The organism is Xenorhabdus hominickii (genome assembly GCF_002632725.1).
In the GTDB taxonomy this organism is placed as follows: Bacteria; Pseudomonadota; Gammaproteobacteria; order Enterobacterales; family Enterobacteriaceae; genus Xenorhabdus; species Xenorhabdus hominickii.
Genome location: NZ_NJAI01000005.1, coordinates 403,444 through 420,321, shown reverse-complemented (window position 1 = coordinate 420,321; position 16,878 = coordinate 403,444). Strand labels below are relative to the sequence as shown.

Genomic DNA, 16,878 nt, shown 5'->3' with positions numbered 1-16,878 from the left:
TGTGCTGGGCTATAACGCCGATGGCGCATGGGGGGTGCATGGCGGTATCAGTGTGCCCCGTGATATCAACGGCAATGAACTGGTGTATGTCGAGGATAAAGTCCTGCCGGACGGGACCATTGATATCAAAGTGACCCACCGACAGAACACCCACATGCCTGCCCGCCTACAGAACCGGCGTATCAAGTCCATGGAGGCACAGACGTATTATACCGAGGATGAGCCGTGTGACTTACCCGCCGGCACCCGCTTAGACGTCCGTGTCCAGATGCCGGCGGATTCGGTGTGGAATGTGAGGCAGAAAGCGGTAGTGGAATGAAGCCAGTAAACCCGCAGAAAGTTGCGGGTTAAAAATTATAATCAACGAAATATTTTCTTATAGTTGAATATATATGACTCTGGCTCTAACTCACAAGTCATTCTGTATGAATCATAAATTACTTCTTGACTTTTCCGATTATTACGAACCATAGCAACCCCTTTTCTATCTGAACGAGCCTTTTTTTGAAAGCGATCAAACTGTTTGTCAGAGATACTAAGCATTATCGCAGCGGGTTCAGCATCATAATTTGGGTATACATCTGCTTCAGTAGCATAAGAAATTGCAACTATTTTTGCAGACTCTCTGCAGAACCTATTTAAATATGATTCTGTTGGTTCTAATCTTTTTTCTTTTATTTCTTGTGCTATCTTTTTAGCGAATTCAACTTGACGTTCATGTTCTTTTAACACAGCATTTTTTACTTTTAATGCCCTTGCTGCTGTGTTATTAGCACCTCTTGCATAATATTTTTCCGCTGAATAAAAATTATACACACAGCCAATTTCATCAGATCTATAATATTCTTCTCTGAAACAAGAACTGACTAATTTTTCTTTGAAATATTCGGATACTTCGGTGATAGAGGCTTCTTCAAGGTATTTATCTTTAATTGACTGAACGGACTGATAACCGTCCTGGCGAGAGTTATAATATTCTCCATCCGTTACATGCATTAAATAACTATATTTTTGAGCATCAGTCACTGCGTTTTTCTTCTCGTTAATTAAAGCGATAGTTCTCTCAGAAAGCGCGCACCCAGATAACAAGGTAGCTCCAGCTAATAAAATAATCAATTTTTTCATTTTAATACCCTCTGTTAATATTAATCGTTGTTATAATAATTGTTGATTAATAAATGGCAATGTGAAATCCCAAGAGGCTAAAAAAAGGTGAGACGGATCTGGGACAGGCGCCGAAAAATACGTTAATTGTTGTGATTTGCAAGGTAATTTTTCCATCTTCTAAGTCGCAGGCCATGGGTTTTTAGGGGCCAACTAAAATCAATCACTTATCTAAATGGGATAATCTTCCTCTTTTAATCCCTTGATTTAATTGAATTCTGTCTCTGTGCCGGAAATTAGTAAAATCAACAGGTTATCTAAAGGTGGGATTGCTCACCTTTAACTTCGGCATCCTTCCGTTTCAAACGGAGCGATTGAATACCGATCAACTTGGTTCACTGCCGTCATTTGAAATCGCAGCAGTGTACTTATTTAACTTTATTCTGGGGAAATTAACTGTAGGGATTCCCTCAACTTAAGGAGTCACCGATTTGGGAGGCTTTTCTTCTTTGCTGAACATGACGGCTACGAGACTTATTTGGAAAATTCCAAAAAAGGTCGTTCGTGAGCCGAGAACCCTGATCAATATTGTTAATTGGGATTTGAAAGCCCATTTAAGTGGGAATGCCCACTTTGGTTTTATACTCATGGGGGGGTATAGAGATTTCCTCAATACCTTTTACTTCGATACATGCGGTATTTTCCCGTATGTAACTGAATGGCTGACGACGAATTTCGTCGGTAGTGGGTTATCCGGCTTCCTCCAAAGTAAGGACCTCGGATAAATCAACGAGTTAATCAATTATAGAGGAAATCCCAATGGTTGCCGCAAGGTGTGATATCCCACCTTGAGTACGCAATACCTTTTTTTGTGTAGGTACCTCACATGTTACAGGGTGGAATTATGCCATATAGTGATAGTAGCTTTTCTCCCATCTAACGAGTGTAAAATCAATCACTATGTGCCATATAGAGTGTTCTTTCTGTTTGTACATATGCGTGTACATTTCAAATAAATTTAGATGGTGAATTTAAAGTAACTTATTGTTTATATTTTATATTTTTTTTATTTAGATTATTCTTTTGGGATAAACGGTACGTTGCTGAACGCTTGGGAAGAGAGTGGATAGGCCCGATTTGTTTACCAGAGGCAGAAAACGGTGTTATTACACATAAACCAGTCACGTTACTCCATACGCATACTCGCCCCGGAGCATGGAACGATTGGATGTCAGATGTTAAGCAAATCATCCCAAAGCAGAATGAACATTGGTTTGAACACTTTTATATTTTACTGGAAGCCGTGATGGCAGGGCATGGTGTTGGGATCAGTTCCATATACATGATTGAACAAGAATTGAATGCTAAACGAATAAGTGCACCTTATGGTTTTATCCCCGATGGTTCTGCTTATTACCTTATATCCCCCAATACTTTTGACGCCAATACACCGCAGGCTATTTTTCTTGATTGGTTAAAAAAAACGTTCCATGAAACCCATGCAAAACTCGCTTATTTTTGTCACCCCATTTTACCGGCTTTGATTAAGTGACATTGTTACTTATAGATCTTTTGATGTCAGCCAAATTCCGGCTATTAAGCAGATTCCCAGTATTACCATTGTGATCGCCGCACCTTGTTGTGTCAGTAGCAGGGTGGCAGTAGGAAGTAAAAACAAGATGGTCAGATTATTCAGACTTTCCGACACTGCCAATATCTGGCCTTTATCTTGTTTCGCTCGATTTGCCAGAATAGAAGTACTTATCGGCGCCGCAATACCAAGCACGCATCCCCATAACATCAAACAAGCCAGACTAAAAAGTAAGAATAGGGGCATTAACATAAATGCAGAAATAGTAGAGAAAAGTAATACTATTGACAGCAAAAGAACGCATTCGTCTTTGATACACAAGCGTTTTACAAAATTTACAGATAAATTACCAAGCCCAAGTCCAATCCCAAATACAGAAACTGAGAGACCAACTGTACCTGTACCCAAGCCATAATGTTGGCTCATCACTTCTCCAGCCATTATAAAAGTAGAAACGGCAGTACCATTCCAAAGTGCCTTTGCGATGAGAGGGCGAATTAAGTTCCCCTGGAACATCCGTCGAAATGTTAGTGTCGGGTGTTCTATTTTTCGCACATTCATTTGCTGGGGTGGCATACTTTTTTGACCTAACACAAAAAGCAGAAAAGCCCCCATTGCACTCACCAGAAATGGGATCCGCCAATGAAATAATTCCGTTAAAACACCAGCAAAAACAGGACCACCTGCAATGCCGGCTGTCATTCCAAACATAACGATCCCCATCGAAGAGGCTTGTTTATGGGGTGGAAAAACTTCTGCAACCAGAGCAAAAATTGTCGGAATCAAAGCGGCCGAGGCCATGCCGCCGAAGATGCGCAATCCGATTGCGATCTCTAAATTGGGGGCGATAGTCAATGCCAATCCATCAAATGAAAGAAATAGCAAAGATATCAGCACCAATTTTCGCCGATTTATCCGAGCAGATAACCAGCCGAAAATCGGGGCAGCTATTGCATAGGCCAGGGCATAAACAGATATCAGCCAAACCGCTTTGCTTGTTGTTGTTTTGAATGCTTCAGCCAAGGGCTTGAGCATAGGAGATAGCATAAATTCCGTCGCACCGATGAAAAATACAGCAAGTGAAAACAGGGGTAACATTATCGGTGAAATTTTAGGCGTCGTTATAGGCTGAGTTGTAGATTGAATCGTACGTGGCGGCATGAGCAGGCCTCCTTAAATAAAAATAGGATTGAGAGAGAAAAATTGATAGAAATAGAGTTAATTGTTTAAAGTTTCATCGGGGATGTTTAATGTTGATAAGATGGTGGTATAAAAGAAAAACAAGATATTGGGGGGACTTAAAATGATACTAAGGTTTATCAGACATGACAATTGACCGACTCTATCAGGATAGCACATTAGCCCAGTTTTACGATTTCGATAACGAATGGAAAGCTAATGATGATTACTATGTCGAATTTGCCAAAAATGCCCATACTATTTTAGATCTGGGTTGTGGTACGGGAATGCTGGCCAATCAAATTGCTCTGACTTATCCCGATAAAGTGATATTTGGCATTGATATTGCTGATGCTATGCTGAACATTGCTAAATCCAAGCCAGCAGGATCACGAATTACGTGGATACAATCTGATGCCAAGCAGTTGGTATTGCGTCAGAAATTCGACTTAATTATTTTATCTGGTCATGTTTTTCAAGTGTTTTTGACTTATCAAGATCGGGTGGCAGTACTGAAATGTATTCATGAACATTTGGAAGAAGAGGGGCTATGTATCTTTGACAGTCGTAACCCTTTAGCAAAAGAGTGGCTGACCTGGGCTGAAGAAGATTCTAAACGCGAGTTTTTCCATCCAACATTCGGCCCTGTTTTGGCATGGAATGATTTTCAAGCTCACGATGATACCGTCACTTACGGCACGTATTACCGAATTTTAAATGATAAACAGGAATATCAGGCATTCTCAACTATTACATTTGCCAGCTTTGCTGATATTCAGCAAGCACTCGCTGAAGCAAACCTAATAGCGACAGATGTGTTAGGGAGTTGGCAAGGAGATACCTATCATGATCAGGCAGAAGAAATGATTTTTATTGTCAAAAAAAACCAAATGAAAAGATAAAAAAACGGGATAATGTCAAATCATTGTCCCGCGTCTTTATAATTAATTCACTATAGTTACTTTAATATTTATTTGGCTGACGTTGTTTCAATATCAAGCACAGTAATCTGGCTGGCATTTTTTGCAACATCTTCACCATATGCACATACACGCCATGGAGCTTCAGACTTCGCCATCTTTATTGGCATCCAGAAAGGTCTGTAATCTGATTTATCGTCACAATGAGTTACCGCTTTAGGGCCATATTTCACATGTACACTTACGATGTCATGTGGACGGGCATTAGTAGTTACATACCAAGTATCACTTCCATAATCATTTTTATTTAAAATGGGTTTCATTGATGGTGGAGTATTATCAATTTCCCGTAACATAACAGAGGCGTCTTTTGTCTTTTTCCATTGACCATCATTGTTCTTATGAATAACACAGAGTTTGTAGATCCCATCTTTTTCAGGAACAAGCAGATTTTCCAGCATTTTTGAGTTGGCAGGAGTAGAAGCACCGTATCCAGCCTCATCCGTACAGTCTATGTCACTGATTAACCCTGTTTTATATCGAATATTCTTGACGTCGGCATCTTCCTTGATAATAACATCCCATGTTGCTTTCTTACCGTCAGAAGGGTCAACACTTTGAGATATCCAAGATGTCCAAGGCGTGCTTCTCTCCAAAATGTTGCCACTATTATTTTCGAGCTTAGACAGGTCTAGCTTATTATCCTTTGTTATCGCATTGGCGATAGTATCGACAGGGATAAAATAACTGGCACCTTCTGTTGCAATACCCTTATTGTTCTCAACTGTACAAGGTCTACCAAATCCACAACCAGTCATTCCTGGTGTCGTTGTTGTGTTGAGTACTCCGATAACGTTTGTTTCGCCTTTCTCAAAAACAGGAGAGCCAGACGTTCCGCCGACGACACCTGCACAGTTAACCGAGAAAACAGGAGACCAAACCCACGGAGAGCCACCTTCATACAATACAGGTGATTTTCCGGTAATATTACATTCAGATTTTCTGAGATAAGCATAATTATAATCAACATTGTCGACAGGGATATGAGTCAACACGATAGGTTGATGTTTCATCTCAATATTTTTCTTTAACTTCAAAGGATGATAGCCTTTTTTAGCTAACTCACCATAAGTTGTATTCAATTGTAAGACTGCGACATCTTGGTATTTCATGGTTGAATACAAAATACGGCTGACCTTGATTGGTAAAAAATTATCCTTTTTATCAATAAAATAATCTGGCGTATATTCCCAATATTCAGGGGCAGGTTGATCAACGGTTACATCATTTGTATCCACATTGCTATCAACACAGTGCCCTGCGGTAAGTATCAACGCTGGCGTATCTTCGCTTGGTGTATTTTCACCAGCAATCAACGTTGCAGTACAATGTGAAAATCCATTGAATTTACCGACAGTTCTGTATTTCTCAGCACCGAGATCGGTTGATTTCATTAACGGAGCACCGTTATCACTTGCTATTGCTAAAGATGATGTTGAAATAAAAAGCGAACTAATTAATAGAATTTTACGATAAGTCATGATTTTCCTCCCTTGGATGTTTTAATGACCCAAATTCATTATGATATTTAATCATTAATCAGTGCTACCGAAGTGGTTTGTATCAGCGTGAGGACAATAGTCCTAAAAAAAACTCACTGCCAGCTCTTGCCAGCAGTGAGTTTTGTCTATTTATACCTTTCATTTCATTCAGTTGAATTGCAGCTTTGTTGACCACAAATTTAACTCTTTTGGGTATATTTTTTTACTAGTTAGAAACGCAAGTTAGCCTTCAAGAACACGCCATTATCTTTATGGCTGCTTGACAATACACCGTTATATCCCAGAGACAGCTTAGTATTTTCGTTAATACCGAATTCCGTACCCGCTTTGATTACGGCGGCATCACGCGATGCTGACACACTGTTGACAGTAAACGTTGCATTGCTATTGTTAAAACTTAATTGGCTTCCGTTATCTACTTTGCCGAACTGATGTTGCCAACCTAATTCACCATATATGCCGACTGTCAGTTCATTTTGAGTCTGCCATTTGTGATCAGCACGTACTCCTAATGTGGAGAAGGTTGCATTTTTCGATTGTTTATTACCGTTCAGTGCAGCAGCTCCACCATGTTCATTAATGCGATCGTTATGGAAATTAACATAAGACACATTGGCGAACGGCTCCAGATTCAGCCAGGAAGTATTAATTCCATAAGCAGCTTCAGTAAACAACTGCCCAGTTTGTGCACCATATTTGGCTTTCAGATTGTCGGACTGACTACCGAAAGCAACCGAGCGCTCTGTATCAAGACGATGCCAGCTGTAAGCGGCGCCAGCGCGTAATGCCAGAGCATCAATCTGTTTGCTGCCATACAGAGCCAGATGGAAATTGTTACTGCGGGCAGAAGTGCTATCAGCACCACTCAGAGAAGAGCGGGTATAACCAGTAGCAACACCAAACCGCCAATCATTATTCAACTCTTTGTCTGCACCCAGTAACACACCATAATTGGATACACGATAACCATTAACTTCATTGTTACCGTTAGCACGCTGCCAGTTGCCTATTGTTTGTACCCAAGCACCGTTTTGATCTGCTTTGATATCCTGGCCTGTTATTCCGCCATCTGCTTGACGCAAGCGGGTATTCAATGTATCGCGCAAATAACGGCTACTATTGATTTGTGCAGCGGCCATATCTGCATGGATCTGTCCAGAGGAGAGTTGTTGGAATGCCTTACGAGCCTGTGCAGGCGTATCGGACATTAAGATACTCTCATAAACCGGATGGCCTAAGCTCAGTTTATCAGCAGCATTAGCCACCGCGCGTTCATTAGCGGTTTTACCCAAACTGGCGAATGTAGTGGAATTACGTTTTATACCCAGCATGACTCGATCAGTCTGGTAACTAAGTTGAGTACCAACGAATAAATAGTTCGGTACTATAGTAGCAAATTGACCGTTAATACCGCTATTTGCCTGTAGGATATTGTACTGCTGACCAAGCAGGCTGCGAACTTCTTGTTTTGAGAGCAGGTTACTGTTGTTTTCCAACGAAACCTGAACTTCACCACCGTTCAACATTGCCAGACCATTACTGTAAATGCGATCACTGTAACTTTGCCTATTTGGTGCGACTTCTACCAGATAACGTGAACCATCCTGGAAGGTAACATCACGATCAGCGTTCAGTGTACCAATTGAATTTAAACTACCGGGTGCAATTGTGGCTCCGCTATGTGCGATGATCGAACCGACAGTACCACTTCCTCCCAGAGTTGCATTATCTTTTACAGTGACATCAGAGGTTATTGAGCCACTAACCTGCAACAAACCTTGTTCTATCAAGGTTGGGCCTTTATAAGTACTATTCTTACCGGCAAGGTCGAGTATGCCTTTACCGATTTTTGTCAATCCACCATGACCAGAAATACTATTACCCCAACTGTCATAAGCGCATTCAATACTGTCGCACACGCGTTCTACAGTTGTTCCTTTCTCAATCAGGCCACCTATACCCGGAATATTGGCAGTGAATTGTGTCTCTGTATATGAACCGGGAATATAGTACTTTTTGGGAATGTCCTTCTCAGTGATGAACATTTTGGGGCCATCAATAGCGTCTTTCAGGTTCAACATCCCCCAGCCATACAATTCATCCAATCCGGGGGCACCCAAGTCGGTTGCGGTGGTTTTTAGAACATCAGAGATTTGCCCAGCCGTCATGTACGGAAAACGTTGCATCAGGACAGCCGCAGCACCGACTACATGCGGCGATGCCATTGATGTGCCTGTATAAGAATCATAGGTAGGATCAATTGTCAGCTCACCATTATTGAGAGCATCCTCATCAATTTTTCCATTATTTTTAGAAACAAAATCGCCCGTGCTACTGTAAATTTTGGTTCCTGGAGCAGCTAAACAGTAACTGGCGGTATACCCACAGCTGGTCGAGGAAGGAATAATCGCACTTTCTCTGGTTAGGTTGGAAACGCTGAGATAGTTTTTCAATACATCCGGGAAGAAGTACGGCATACCCGCATGTATCCAAGTGACGTTGTAGTTATTTGCATTTCCCGCAGCAAAAACAACTAATTTTCCGTGACGTGCAGCACGTAATAGACCAGCCGTTCTGGTTGTATAGTCATCCATAACTGGAATAGGAGAACGACTTAACTTATCTAATTCATCTTTAATCGGGGTGGCATAATTAATCACATCTTGCAGTGTGACTTCATAGTAATCAATTGTTCCATCCTTACGGCGAATAGGATTACCGTAGGCATCCTTGCGGTAGTTAGGGCGTACCCCCCAACTGTTATTGATGACACGAACATTACTTTGGATCATGGCTTCTGTGCGATTATTTTCATTTTGCAAATATTTCGCAGTAATCAAACCCGCATCAAATGCCACACCGTGCATTGCTTTCCCATCTCTATTTGCTGCAATAATTCCTGAAACATGATTACCATGTGCACCGAAACTGATAATGCCAGTGTAGCGATCTCTATCATAGTTCCAAGTATCTTCAGGGCTAAGTATTTTTAATTTACCTGAAAATTCATTGTGTTGACTAACAGCCTCATCTAATACACCAACATTAATACCTTTTCCTGTATAACCTCGGGCATAAGCGTATTGAGCACCAATAGCGGCTAATCCCCATTGACGATTAAATTCATCTGATAGCCAACTATTAGGTGAATTATTTTTACCTTGTTCTTGATACTCATCTGCCATTGAAGCATTGACAGGGAGTAATCCAAAAAATAATGTCATCCACAAAAATATAGGTCTTACCGAATTATTTTTTTTCATAGAAATAGGCCCATCCTTCAAAAAGTGGTGACTTTCAATTCGCTATTTAATACATCTGCTCCTCGGAAAGTCTTTATTAATAAAAAGTGAACGAAGACGATTTTACCCCGCATGCATTAATATCCCGCGAGACAATTTTGTTCATATTATTCTTCATTCACGGGATGCTATAGCATAATAATTAGCTCAAAAAGGCAAGAGGAAAATTAACTTAAAAATAACTTTTAATTTACAAGAATGGTTTAGATAGCTACATAATGGGTGTTTATATAAATATTATTGTTACTCGCATGTTAAATTTTGGTTTATTGGCATTGCCGTCAGTGCTAACGATAGTGATAGTTTATTGAATGGCGGTTTCTATCAATATCCTTGATTATGAAAAATAACTATGATTAGGATGATAAATTTACCTTGGTAAAAATAATAAAAAATCCGAGCATAACCAACTACTTTTTTATTTTTCATATTTTGATTTTCAGTTAATTATTTTAATGTACTATTTGTATAAATAATTCCATCTGAAACATCAGGGCGGTATTTTAATTTAATATTTAATTAATAAAAATTGTTCTTAAAAAAATAGAATTTTTTAATCGAATAACTCAGTTCAATTTTTCGCATAAATAACCATTTGTAAATGCCTTTCTGGATCAATCCGAGAATGGAAGGACACTTTCGACGCCAGTTAACTGAGACAGAAACGTGCTCTACATGCACATTAGTTGAGACGTAGTTCACAATCTTTGAAACAGATATAAAATCATATTCCATAAGTCATGAAATATGCGGAATTATAACAAGATAATCTAACGGCACTCGGATAAGTCATGAATCCCATTATCAATCTTAAAAATCTTACTCTCAATACTTGGAAACAGGGCGAAGGCTATGAGGGATCAGATAGTTCCTTTGGACAGCAGCTTGGTCTCAAGCATTTAGGTATCACCTATAACGAAGTACCGCAAGGTAAAAGTAGTTGCCCGTATCACAACCATCATAGTGTGGACGAGCTTTTCTTTATTCTTGAAGGTAACGGTACCTACCGCTTTGGCTCCGATGAATTTTTGATCGAGAAGGGTGACGTTGTAGGTGCTCCGGCGGGAGGGCAAGAGACTGCCCATCAAATAATCAACACAGGGTCAGGTTCATTGCGCTATCTTTCTATGTCAGCGAATGTTTCAGCAGATTTGATTGAATATCCAGACTCGGGTAAGTTTCAGTCGGTATTGAAGCGACAAGACGGAAACGTGTTTCATTTTGTTGGGCGGGTCAGTAACGAGGTTGATTATTGGGACGGGGAACCCGGAGCGTAACATAACGCAGTTCAATTTTTCGCATAAACAATCATTCGTAAATGTCTTTCTTGATCAATAATCATTGATGTGTAATCGAAAGAAACGACTTGTGCATTCACCGTTAGCTCCCGTATACCATTACAGGGTTCATAAATTTCATGCCTGTGCCACATTTCATTAAATTCAGGGGAGGTTTCAAGTAATTGATTCACAATATCATGGATATAACTATCTTTAGCCGCAGGACATAATCACGCCTAAAACTGGCCAATAAACGATAAGCATCCCGTTCCCAATGACAAAATAGTTTATGATAATGTTCACAGGTAAACAATAACCACAAGAAATTGCGTTGTTCGCCTTGAAATTGGCTGAAATGAAAGATCTCATCTGCTGGCTGATTAAAGGCCAAGACATCCCAATGTAAATTCAGTACGTAAGTTAGATGGGGGGATAAATCATTCATAATCCGTTTGATGAGTGGTGAAACAAGACACCATGTTTGCCCCGTTTCGAAGGGTTCACGCATATGCACTAGCAAATATAAATGCCTGCGTTCAGCCACATTTAATTTTAACACTTTGGAAAGACTATCTAAAAACGTGGCAGACACACCAATTTCGCGACCTTGTTCCAGCCATGTATACCAAGTTACACCCACTCCCGCCAAAGCTGCAATTTCTTCACGTCTTAAACCGGGGGTACGACGACACCTAATATGGGGTAATCCAACAGATTCAGGGCTAAGACTTTCTCTTTTGTTACGTAAAAAACTGGCTAATTCGGTACGTGATCTCTTCAAATTTTTCATTTATTTCAATCCATTACTTTTAGTAACAGTATAAATAGTTAAATTGTAACAGACCAATGAAGCAGTTAACATCTGCTTATCTTAAATATGGTGAGGAGCCATGTCATGACTAAAAGGGATTATTTAGCTCTGTCAGTTTTACTATCAGCTGGTTTTGTGACCGTTTTTGATCTTTTCGTTGTCAATATTGCTATTCCCAATATTCAATCACATTTACAGGCGAGTTTATTCCAAATTACGCTTGTTATTGTGGTCTATGAAATTGGGTTTGGGTTGCTATTGATTACAGGTGGTCGTTTAGGTGATCTATTCGGGCGGCGACGCCTATTTAAGTTAGGCATATTAACTTTCACTCTGACGTCTTTGCTGTGCGGCCTTGCGCCAACAATAACTCTTTTAATCTTCGCTCGATTCTTACAAGGGTTATCAGCAGCTCTGTTATTCCCACAAGTTTATGCCAGTATTCGTGTCAATTTTGATGGGGACAATAGCCGCCGGGCTTTTGGTTTATTAGGCATGATATTAGGTTTTGCCGCTGTTTCTGGACAAACTTTAGGCGGCTGGCTGGTTTCTATCAACTTATGGGATTTGCAATGGCGTTCTATCTTTTTAGTCAATGTTCCCATTGGGTTATTGGCCTTAATTTTTTCAGGCTATATCAAAGAAAGTGCTGCACAGGAAAAATCGGAGTTAGATTTGGTTGGGGTGGCACTTTCCAGTATAGGTATTTTTGCGCTATTACTGCCAATTTTAGTTGGGCCAATATTAGGCTGGCCGATGTGGTGCTGGGGATTACTTCTTCTTGCTTGTTTGATCCTGTTACAATTTTTTCGTCATGAAAAACGTTATGTCCTTCGAGGGAAGACACCTATATTAGATTTTGATTTGCTGAAAAATAAGCAATTCCGCTTGGGTTGTTTATTGGTTTTATTCGTTTATTCCACTTCCAGCTCATTTTTTCTCATTTTTGCATTGTTTTCACAAAATGGATTAGGCCTTAAGCCACTTGAGGGTGGATTTCTCTTTGTTCCGGCAAGTATAGGATTTATTTTATCCTCACTAAATGCGCCTTATTGGATTAAACGTTTTGGTAGCAAAGTTATCGTTGCAGGAGCGTTACTTTATGCCGTTACCTTTATTGCCCTTGTTATTGCTATTGCGGTGTTATCATCTGATGTAGTCTCATCAATGACGATTCCATTATTGTTTATTGTGCCGATCTTATTCCTTCTCGGATATGGCCAAGGCTTTGTCATGACACCATTGCTTAATGTAGTCCTGGCTTTTATTAACGTAAGATTTGCAGGTATGGCATCAGGCGTAATTGCGACGTTACAACAAATCGGGGCTGCTTTTGGTGTTGCTGTGGTTAACGTGTTAGCCCAGTGGAATTCGAACAATATGAATACTCTCCCTTTTATTACTTATCAAAATGTTTTTGTACACAGTATGCTCTACAATGTAATCGCCGCTTTTATTGTATTTTTCTTATTGAAAAAGTTACATCAAAAGCAAATCTCATCATAAAGGAATCAAAAAAAGTGATCAGATTATTTACTGAAGCAGATATGGAAGTAGTTCTGTCTATTTGGTTAGAAGCTTCCATTAAAGCACACGATTTTGTGCCGGCTGATTTTTGGCAATCACAAGTGGTAAATATGCGAAATATTTACATCCCGGCATCAGAAGTATATGTCTATGTTCAGGAAGAAAATGTAATCGGTTTTTATGCACTTCACGAAAATAACTTGGCTGCCGTGTTTGTATCGCCGGAGCAACAAGGACAGGGAATTGGCAAAGCGTTAGTTAATGATGCCAAAAACCGAAGAACTGAACTCACGTTATCCGTTTATAAGCAAAACCAAGCTAGCTACGCATTCTACTTATCGCAGGGCTTTTATGTTGCCAGCGAGGAAGTAGATGAAAATACGGGTTGTGAAGAATATTTTATGTGTTTGGCCTATTGATAATTGCCAACCGATTGCAAAGGAGAAGGATGACAGTGATGACTAAGATTGTGACTGATATCGCTACACTTGAAAAAATATACGAAAAACCGGCATCGGCCTCTGTTTTTAAAGAAGTAAATTATATCCATCCTGTATATCGTCCTTTCATCGAGTCATCTCCTTTTGCGGTATTGGCAACAATTGGCTCAGAAGGGATGGATGTTTCGCCCCGAGGGGATCAAGCAGGGTTTATACATATTGAAGATGAAAAAACCCTGCTGTTACCAGATAGAAGAGGTAATAACCGGATCGATAGTTTGCGCAATATTCTGCACGATAATCATGTGGCGTTATTGTTTCTTATTCCGGGGATAGGAGAAACGTTACGTGTCAATGGCCGGGCAGAAATTGTTATTGATCCCCACATGCTAGTGCGTTTTGTTCATCGTAATATACCGCCTCGTTCTGTATTGCGTATCACGGTAGATGCAGTTTTTTTCCAATGTGCCTTTGCGCTCTGGTTTATGGGATATTTCTACTCAACTTGAGCGCAATACTTTACCCAGTGCCGGCAATATTCTAAAAGAAATCAGTAAAGGCAATTTTGATGGTGCTGACTATGATGAGAAATTACCCCAATGGCTTAAGGATACACTGTATTAATAAGTCAGTATCTTGATTGATGCGGATTTTTTAGTACTATTGATTAAATTAAAAACAAAGTAAGTTTGATTGTTAAACAAAAGTGCCAAAAATACGGGATACTGTGTTTTTATACAGTATTGTCTCATGCCAAGGAATTTGATTGGGATCGATACAAGATAGCTAATTGATATTTTCTCGGCTCAAAAATCTGAGCCGAGATCTAGAGCTTAATGGCGAGAGTAGGTTATTGAGATTTTACATACCATATGGATAATTTTTACTTTCTTCGCCAATATCTTCACGAACTTGCTTTAATGCCTGAGCATAAGATTTCAGTAGTTTCAGCGTGTAATTAGTACGCCCTTCAAATTCAGAATTGCTACAAATCAGGTCTGCTGAAATTAAGTTGTCACTCTGACGGAAAATTAAATGATCAGGCAGGAAGCAAACATGATTGTTTTTAAATCCTGTCATTCGTAATTCAGTAAGGGGATAAACACCATTCATGCCAGCAGATACACTCGCCAAAAGTGCGGGTTTATGGCCTAGCTCTGTGACTGAACAATATAATAATAAGTTTTTTAGTGCTGGTGTTGCCATTCCATGCCATTCAGGAGTAATGAAAATAAATGCTTCACTCTCTCTTAAATGTTGCGCAACCGCCTGCCACGGATGTGTTTCAGCCGATATATCAGTTGCATAACCATCGTGTAAGGGTAATTCTACATTGGAAAGCTCAAGGAGCTGGGTAGTAAATCCATGTTCTTGACTCAACTTCTGCAAATAATGAGCAATGCGTTGGCTATGAGAATTTGGGCGTTGACTACCTGAAATTAAAACAAGTTTCATGTGTTTTCCTGTTATTTTGTCTAATTTATAGAGTTATCGGATTTTTCTATCTGACCTCTGGGGATCGAGATCCAAACAGAAATAATAATGCTGCAAGCCCCAACGAATTGAAGCAAAGAAAAAGTTTGTTCTAGAAAAAAATACCCTAAAACACAGGCTGATACCGGACTTAAAAATCCCAAGAAAGAAATCGTGATTACCGACAACTTTTCAATGCCCCGAAACCAGATGATATAAGAAAAAACAGCACCAATCATACATAAATAACCGTAACCAAGTATATTAATCATGCTGATCTGTTGCGGTAAACCTTCTATTAAGATCGCAACCGGCAATAACATTAATCCTCCGAGTGTTAATTGCCAGCCCGTAAAACTGAGTAATGATAAGTGAGTGGGGCGGTTCCAATATTTGGTTAGTACAACACCTAATGCCATACAGCTACATCCTGCAAGACCTGCAATAACTCCCTGCCAATTTAGGCTGGTGGCTGAATTCAATACTAATAAGCCAATCCCAATAATTCCTAATATTGTGGAGGTGATGTGTTTTATTGTGAGGACGGTTTTCAACAAACAAGCACTCAGTAATATCACAATAATGGGTTGGCAAGACATAATTAATGCTGCTGTTCCTCCAGGGAGATAGCCTGCGGTCACAAAGAGAAAATAGAAAAAAGCCCCAATATTGAGTAAGCCCAATATGCTGATACGCAACCACCAGATCCCTTTGGGTACAGTACGACAAATCAACAGCAATAACAGACCGGCAGGTAATGCCCTGATGGTAGAAGCCAACAAAGGAGTATCGGGCGGTAATACTTCCGTTGTGATGATATAAGTGCTTCCCCAGACAATCGGAGCCAATGCAGTGAGTAAAATATTATTAACTACCCTAGTTTCTGACATAGCGGCCTCTTTTTTATTTGTTTATTTTTCATCCTGAACATCAATTTCTCGGTGTTTTTTAACGCAAAAATAACATAATAAAAAGTATCTTTATATAAAGATAAATTAAAATAATAGCCTAATCGATTTTTATCAAGTATCTTTTTGTCAAAATAAAATGAATAGGATAAAAAAGCATGCAGTACGATCACGTTGACCGGTTACTGATACAGTGGGAACAGCAACGTCCAGACCTTGATCCGTCATCAATGGGAGTAATTGGGCGATTAGCTCGCGCAAGCAAAATTATTGAGCTACGCCTACAACATGCTTTCAAAGAATACGATTTGAGTACTATTGAATTTGATATTCTTGCGACATTACGTCGTAATAACACCCCAATTACACCGACTGAAATGTATCAATCTGTAATGCTAACGTCAGGAGCAATGAGTACTCGCATTGAACATATGGTACAAAGAGGGTTGATTGAACGTATCGCTAATGAAGAGGATCGCCGTAGCTGCAAAGTTTTTCTTACTCCGGCAGGAAAGGCTCTGATAGACAAGGCAGTTGAAAGTCATTTGGAGAATCAAAAATCTATTCTTGAACCGCTGACGGAAGTTCAACAAGAACAACTTGCAACATTGTTACGACACTGGTTATTAACGAATGAGTCTACAAACTGAGAGTTTTTAGCGAGATATGAAAATATCTTTTCTGAAAGGTATATTTAACTTGTTAATTTGATATAACTTTAATGAAAGTTATTTTGGTAAAAACTCGCCCTGACGAAATCAGGGCGAGCCAAGTCTAAAAA

The 16,878-nt window shown here is 39.7% G+C and carries 16 protein-coding genes and 1 pseudogene; 9 read left to right on the top strand and 8 right to left on the bottom strand.

Features of this window, described 5'->3' with window-relative positions; genetic code table 11:
* The coding region (locus Xhom_RS49220) for a phage tail fiber protein (protein ID WP_476756456.1) at positions 1–319 on the top strand (319 nt) is incomplete at its 5' end.
* Between the two features lie 41 nt (positions 320–360).
* Here the strand turns inward: Xhom_RS49220 and Xhom_RS49215 are convergent.
* Positions 361–1,125, bottom strand: a complete 765-nt coding sequence (locus tag Xhom_RS49215; RefSeq protein ID WP_069315776.1) for a hypothetical protein — start codon at positions 1,123–1,125, stop codon at positions 361–363.
* A gap of 470 nt (positions 1,126–1,595) precedes the next feature.
* Between Xhom_RS49215 and Xhom_RS49210 the strand changes: the two genes are divergently transcribed.
* Positions 1,596–1,889 carry a hypothetical protein gene (locus tag Xhom_RS49210; RefSeq protein ID WP_145957470.1) on the top strand — a complete coding sequence of 98 codons (294 nt, stop codon included), beginning with the start codon at positions 1,596–1,598 and terminating at the stop codon, positions 1,887–1,889.
* A 443-nt stretch (positions 1,890–2,332) separates the two neighbouring features.
* The gene (locus tag Xhom_RS49205) at positions 2,333–2,656 is read left to right on the top strand and encodes a type 2 periplasmic-binding domain-containing protein (RefSeq protein WP_069315778.1); all 324 of its coding nucleotides are present in this window, start codon (positions 2,333–2,335) and stop codon (positions 2,654–2,656) included.
* Positions 2,657–2,665: 9 nt separating this feature from the next.
* On the opposite strand, the gene Xhom_RS49200 is transcribed toward Xhom_RS49205, so the two are convergent.
* Entirely contained in the window at positions 2,666–3,856 is a 1,191-nt protein-coding gene (locus Xhom_RS49200; RefSeq protein WP_084023033.1) for an MFS transporter, read from the bottom strand.
* 164 nt (positions 3,857–4,020) lie between these two features.
* Between Xhom_RS49200 and Xhom_RS49195 the strand changes: the two genes are divergently transcribed.
* On the top strand, positions 4,021–4,776 hold the full coding sequence (locus Xhom_RS49195) for a class I SAM-dependent methyltransferase (RefSeq protein WP_069315779.1): 756 nt from the start codon (positions 4,021–4,023) through the stop codon (positions 4,774–4,776).
* 68 nt (positions 4,777–4,844) lie between these two features.
* Here Xhom_RS49195 and Xhom_RS49190 read toward each other — a convergent pair whose 3' ends face one another.
* Positions 4,845–6,335 (bottom strand): trypsin-like serine peptidase, encoded by a 1,491-nt coding sequence (locus tag Xhom_RS49190; protein WP_069315780.1) that lies wholly within the window; start codon positions 6,333–6,335, stop codon positions 4,845–4,847.
* Positions 6,336–6,565: 230 nt separating this feature from the next.
* Positions 6,566–9,619 (bottom strand): autotransporter domain-containing protein, encoded by a 3,054-nt coding sequence (locus tag Xhom_RS49185; RefSeq protein WP_069315781.1) that lies wholly within the window; start codon positions 9,617–9,619, stop codon positions 6,566–6,568.
* A gap of 830 nt (positions 9,620–10,449) precedes the next feature.
* Here Xhom_RS49185 and Xhom_RS49180 point away from each other — a divergent pair.
* Positions 10,450–10,935: a cupin domain-containing protein gene (locus tag Xhom_RS49180; RefSeq protein ID WP_069315782.1), complete on the top strand. Its 486-nt coding sequence runs from the start codon at positions 10,450–10,452 to the stop codon at positions 10,933–10,935.
* 11 nt (positions 10,936–10,946) lie between these two features.
* Here Xhom_RS49180 and Xhom_RS49175 read toward each other — a convergent pair whose 3' ends face one another.
* Positions 10,947–11,129 (bottom strand): MmyB family transcriptional regulator, encoded by a 183-nt coding sequence (locus tag Xhom_RS49175; protein ID WP_335673751.1) that lies wholly within the window; start codon positions 11,127–11,129, stop codon positions 10,947–10,949.
* A complete protein-coding gene (locus Xhom_RS49170; RefSeq protein WP_335673752.1) occupies positions 11,126–11,728 on the bottom strand; it encodes an MmyB family transcriptional regulator in 603 nt (200 codons plus the stop codon). Before Xhom_RS49170 ends, Xhom_RS49175 begins: the two co-directional genes overlap by 4 nt.
* 105 nt (positions 11,729–11,833) lie before the next feature.
* Here Xhom_RS49170 and Xhom_RS49165 point away from each other — a divergent pair, with 105 nt between their 5' ends.
* The 3 genes and pseudogenes from Xhom_RS49165 to Xhom_RS49155 all read left to right on the top strand — a co-directional run bounded on the left by Xhom_RS49165 (position 11,834) and on the right by Xhom_RS49155 (position 14,340).
* Entirely contained in the window at positions 11,834–13,255 is a 1,422-nt protein-coding gene (locus tag Xhom_RS49165) for an MFS transporter (protein WP_232326283.1), read from the top strand.
* 14 nt (positions 13,256–13,269) lie between these two features.
* Positions 13,270–13,695: a GNAT family N-acetyltransferase gene (locus tag Xhom_RS49160; RefSeq protein ID WP_069315784.1), complete on the top strand. Its 426-nt coding sequence runs from the start codon at positions 13,270–13,272 to the stop codon at positions 13,693–13,695.
* Positions 13,696–13,724: 29 nt separating this feature from the next.
* Positions 13,725–14,340, top strand: a pseudogene (locus Xhom_RS49155) (pyridoxamine 5'-phosphate oxidase family protein).
* A 237-nt stretch (positions 14,341–14,577) separates the two neighbouring features.
* Here the strand turns inward: Xhom_RS49155 and Xhom_RS49150 are convergent.
* Together Xhom_RS49150 and Xhom_RS49145 are read right to left on the bottom strand one after the other, a co-directional pair.
* On the bottom strand, positions 14,578–15,171 hold the full coding sequence (locus Xhom_RS49150) for an NADPH-dependent FMN reductase (protein ID WP_069315785.1): 594 nt from the start codon (positions 15,169–15,171) through the stop codon (positions 14,578–14,580).
* A gap of 20 nt (positions 15,172–15,191) precedes the next feature.
* The gene (locus Xhom_RS49145) at positions 15,192–16,079 is read right to left on the bottom strand and encodes an EamA family transporter (protein WP_069315786.1); all 888 of its coding nucleotides are present in this window, start codon (positions 16,077–16,079) and stop codon (positions 15,192–15,194) included.
* 176 nt (positions 16,080–16,255) lie between these two features.
* Here Xhom_RS49145 and Xhom_RS49140 point away from each other — a divergent pair, with 176 nt between their 5' ends.
* Positions 16,256–16,747: a MarR family winged helix-turn-helix transcriptional regulator gene (locus tag Xhom_RS49140; protein WP_069315787.1), complete on the top strand. Its 492-nt coding sequence runs from the start codon at positions 16,256–16,258 to the stop codon at positions 16,745–16,747.
* Positions 16,748–16,878: the final 131 nt, after the last annotated feature.